3 protein-coding genes are annotated in these 3,637 nt (G+C 71.2%); 2 read left to right on the top strand and 1 reads right to left on the bottom strand.

Annotated features, from left to right (window positions below; all coding sequences use genetic code 11):
• Positions 1 to 133 precede the first annotated feature (133 nt).
• Positions 134 to 694 (bottom strand): TetR/AcrR family transcriptional regulator, encoded by a 561-nt coding sequence (locus ACFWIC_RS21060; protein ID WP_329883200.1) that lies wholly within the window; start codon positions 692 to 694, stop codon positions 134 to 136.
• A 503-nt stretch (positions 695 to 1,197) separates the two neighbouring features.
• Here ACFWIC_RS21060 and ACFWIC_RS21055 point away from each other — a divergent pair.
• Positions 1,198 to 2,193: a tetratricopeptide repeat protein gene (locus ACFWIC_RS21055; RefSeq protein ID WP_329952209.1), complete on the top strand. Its 996-nt coding sequence runs from the start codon at positions 1,198 to 1,200 to the stop codon at positions 2,191 to 2,193.
• 635 nt (positions 2,194 to 2,828) lie between these two features.
• Positions 2,829 to 3,494 (top strand): DUF6230 family protein, encoded by a 666-nt coding sequence (locus tag ACFWIC_RS21050; RefSeq protein WP_329882985.1) that lies wholly within the window; start codon positions 2,829 to 2,831, stop codon positions 3,492 to 3,494.
• The last annotated feature ends 143 nt before the right edge of the window (positions 3,495 to 3,637 follow it).

Here is a 3,637-nt window from a genome sequence, read left to right as displayed (position 1 = left end):
GGGGTGGTAGTTTTTATAATCCCACTGGGTTTCGCCCCCGCCCGCCCCGGGGGGGCCGCCCCCCCGCCCCCCCTCCGGTGGGGGGGGGGCCACGGGGCCGTCGGGGCGCCGCCGGACGGCTCCGGCGGCGCCGTCAGGGTGCCAGCAGGCTGGGGAACGGCCCGAGCAGCAGGTTGGTGAACCGCCGGGTCCACTCGCCGGTGATCGGCTCGCCGCTGACCAGCACCCGGTGCTCGACCGTCCCGGCGATGGTGTCGAAGATGATGTCGATCTCCTCCCCGGCGGTCTTCTCGTCGCAGTCCGGGGCCAGCTCGCCGCGCGCCTGGGCGGCGGCCCTGCCCTGCCGGACCAGTCTCTTCTGGGGGTCGACGATCGCCTCGCGGATCCGCCGGCGCAGCTGCCGGTCGCGGGTGCCCTCGGCGAACAGGGCGAGCAGGGCCGCCTGGGTCTCCGGTCGGGCCAGCAGGTCGGCGAACTGGGCGACCACGCCCTCGATGTCGGCCCGCAGGCTGCCCAGGTCGGGCATCACCAGCTCGTCGAAGAGGCTGGCGACGGCGTCCACCACCAGCTCGTTCTTGGACGGCCAGCGCCGGTACAGGGTGGTCTTGGCGACGCCCGCGCGGGTGGCGACGTGGCCCATGGTGAGACCGCCCCAGCCGAGGTCGGCGAGGGTCTCGCGGGTGGCGTCCAGGATGGCGCGGTCGGCGGCCGCGCTGCGTGGACGACCCTTGGCGCGGACGGTCGCGCCGTCGGGGTTCTCCGGGGTTTCCGGAGGTTCGTCCGGGCGGGCCGGGTGCGCCGGGGTCACGGGGGGCTGGGGGGCCGGCACCGGGCCTCCTTGCAGTTTACCGGTAAGTAACATGGGTGGGGCTGGTAACGGTAGCGACTTCACCGTGTCCAGGTCAGCCGGGCCGAGCCGGAAAGTGGGGCAGCTCACGTTGCGGGAGTGCCGGCGGGGGTTGCGGCGGGTGCCCTCGATCCAGTTACGCTACGACTCGTAGCGAAAGCTGACGACGACCAGGCGCCGCCACCCCGTGGGACGGGAGCGGCACGGGTGCGGATGGGGATCCGCACCGAACGGTTCAGGTTATCGGGGGTCGGGTTCTCCACCGGGGGAATCGAGGCCGCGCAGCCCGCGCGGGTCGGTTTTCCGGAAGGTGGTGCCCGCAGGCAGGGCGGACGGGGGAGGATGGTGCCATGCAGCCACGGAATTCGCGTCCCAACAGCTCCGCCCTGCGCGGTGCGGTCGATCTCGCCGCAGTGAAGGCAGCCGGCGAAGCTGCCCAGAAGGCCGAGCAGGCCCGGGCCGAGCGGGCCCGCCAGGCGGCCGCCGCCGAGGAGGACGGAGTCGCCCCGGTCGGGGTCGACTACCCGCTCGTCATCGATGTCACCGAGGACACCTTCGAGACCGAGGTCGTCCAGCGCTCCACCGAGGTGCCGGTCGTCATCGACTTCTGGGCCGAGTGGTGCGGGCCCTGCAAGCAGCTCAGTCCGATCCTGGAGCGTCTGGCCGAGGAGTACGCCGGCCGGATCGTGCTCGCCAAGATCGACGTCGACAGCAACCAGCTGATCGCCCAGCAGTTCGGCATCCAGGGCATCCCGGCCGTGATGGCCGTGGTGGCCGGCCAGCTGGTGCCCCTCTTCCAGGGCGCCGAGAACGAGGCCAACGTCCGCAAGGTGCTGGACCAGCTGATCCTGGTCGCCGAGCAGCGCTTCGGCATCGTCGGCGGTGCCGGTCTGCCGGGCGGCGCCGAGTCCGCCGAGGCGCCGGGCAGGCCCGAGGACCCGGCCCTGGCGGCGGCGCACGACGCGCTGGACCGGGGCGACCTGGGCGGCGCCGTCCAGGCGTACGAGAACGTGCTGGCCGAGCAGCCGGGCAACACCGAGGCGAAGCTCGGCCTGGCCCAGGCGGAGCTGCTCCGCCGGGTGGAGGGTCTGGACCTGCAGGCGGTCCGGGCCGCGGCCGCCGCGGACCCGAAGAACGTCGAGGTGCAGCTGCAGGCGGCCGACCTGGACCTGGTGGGCGGGCACGTCGAGGACGCGTTCGGCCGCCTGGTCAACACGGTGGGCAGGACCTTCGGCGAGGAGCGGAACGCCGTCCGGGTCCGGCTGTTGGAGCTGTTCGAGGTCATCGGCACCGAGGACCCGAGGGTCACGGCGGCCCGCCAGGCACTGGCGCGCGTGCTCTTCTGAGGCCCTGTCGTTCCGGGCCCGCCGGGCGGGCCGGAGGCCGCTGTTCCGGCACGGTGGACGACCTGCGGTGCCGCTGGTGATTTGGCGACAATCCGGTCGCCGCGCCAGAGGTTTACCAAATCTTGACAACACCCGTGGACGGTCACGACATGTGACCGTCCACGGGTGTTTCGCTGATGTTTCCGGGGGATTTCGCCGTCACCATTCCTTCAATTCGTGACTCTGCGTGTTCATGTGGCTCATTCCATGATCATCGCCGTCCGATGTTGGATTACCCGTCAGTAATGAACCTCTTGTGCTCAGCCCGGGATTCGAGCAGCATCGGCACGCCCGGTCCCCACACTCCAACTCCCGGCAGCCGGCCGGGGACGACGGAGCGGGGGATCCCCACCGGGCAGCCGTCGGCCCCGGCCGCCGGCATGAAGGCAGGGGGGTATCCGCGGTCCCACGGCGGTTCCTGTCCTTCGTCAGGCCGCGCTGCCCGCGCGGTCACTGGTTGTCGCTCGGGGGGATCGCCCGTGTTGTCACGGCGCTCTCCGCTACCGAGGACGTAGCTCTCTCCCATCCCAGGCCCCCCACCGGTGCGGGACGCACCGCCGGGGAGCCGGAGATGTACGTCCGATAGGAGGACACGCATGTCCCAGACCCACGGCAAGACCCGCTGGAAGCGCTTCGCCCTGGTGATGGTGCCGAGCGTCGCGGCCACCGCGATGGTCGGCGTCTCGATCGCCAACAGCGCGCTCGCGGCGTCGTTCAGCATCTCGGGCCAGCAGTTCAAGGTGAAGACCTCGCACCTCAAGGGCACCAACTTCGCCCAGTTCGGCACGGTCGACATCGAGGCCAACGGCACGCCGCACCCGGTCGCCGTCTCGGCCTTCGACGACGCCATCATCGAGAACCTCTGCCAGTCGGTGGTGACCGACCTCTCGGCGCTCGGCCTCGGCAAGATCACCCTCCAGCTGAACGCCGGCACCGACAAGGACAAGCCGGTCACCGCGCACAACCTGCTGATCGACCTGGAGCAGCTGAAGGCCGACGCGAAGTTCACCGACATCAACATCGGTCAGGACGCCTCGACCCTCACCGGTTCGGCGACCCAGGGCTGGAAGGGCCACCCGGCCCTCAAGGAAGCCGGCAAGAAGCTTCCGACCGGCGCCGTCGGCTTCGCCCAGGCCGCCAGGGAGGCCGACCTCACCGGCGTCGAGCAGGTCGCACGCGCCACGTCGGCCGGCACCTTCGTCCTCAACGGTCTGAGCCTCAAGCTCAAGAGCGGCGACGGCCCGGGCAACGAGTGCTTCTGAGCCTCGTCTGACGGTGCGCCGGTCGGCGCACCCGAGTGAGGGGTCCTTCAGGGCCGGGGGGGGGGGGCCGCCCCCCCCCCCCCCCCCCCCCCCCCCGAAAACACACAGAATGCACAAACGGATGTGCAACAAGTAAACCCCAA

Origin of the sequence: Kitasatospora sp. NPDC127035 (assembly GCF_042726075.1) — a bacterium.
Lineage (GTDB): Bacteria > Actinomycetota > Actinomycetes > Streptomycetales > Streptomycetaceae > Kitasatospora.
This window is presented reverse-complemented; position numbering and strand designations above follow the sequence as displayed.

Excerpts from the sequence above, each read along its gene's own strand:
- ACFWIC_RS21055 (WP_329952209.1), top strand. The coding sequence starts at position 1,198 with ATGCAGCCACGGAATTCGCGTCCCAACAGCTCCGCCCTGCGCGGTGCG.
- ACFWIC_RS21050 (WP_329882985.1), top strand. The coding sequence starts at position 2,829 with ATGTCCCAGACCCACGGCAAGACCCGCTGGAAGCGCTTCGCCCTGGTG.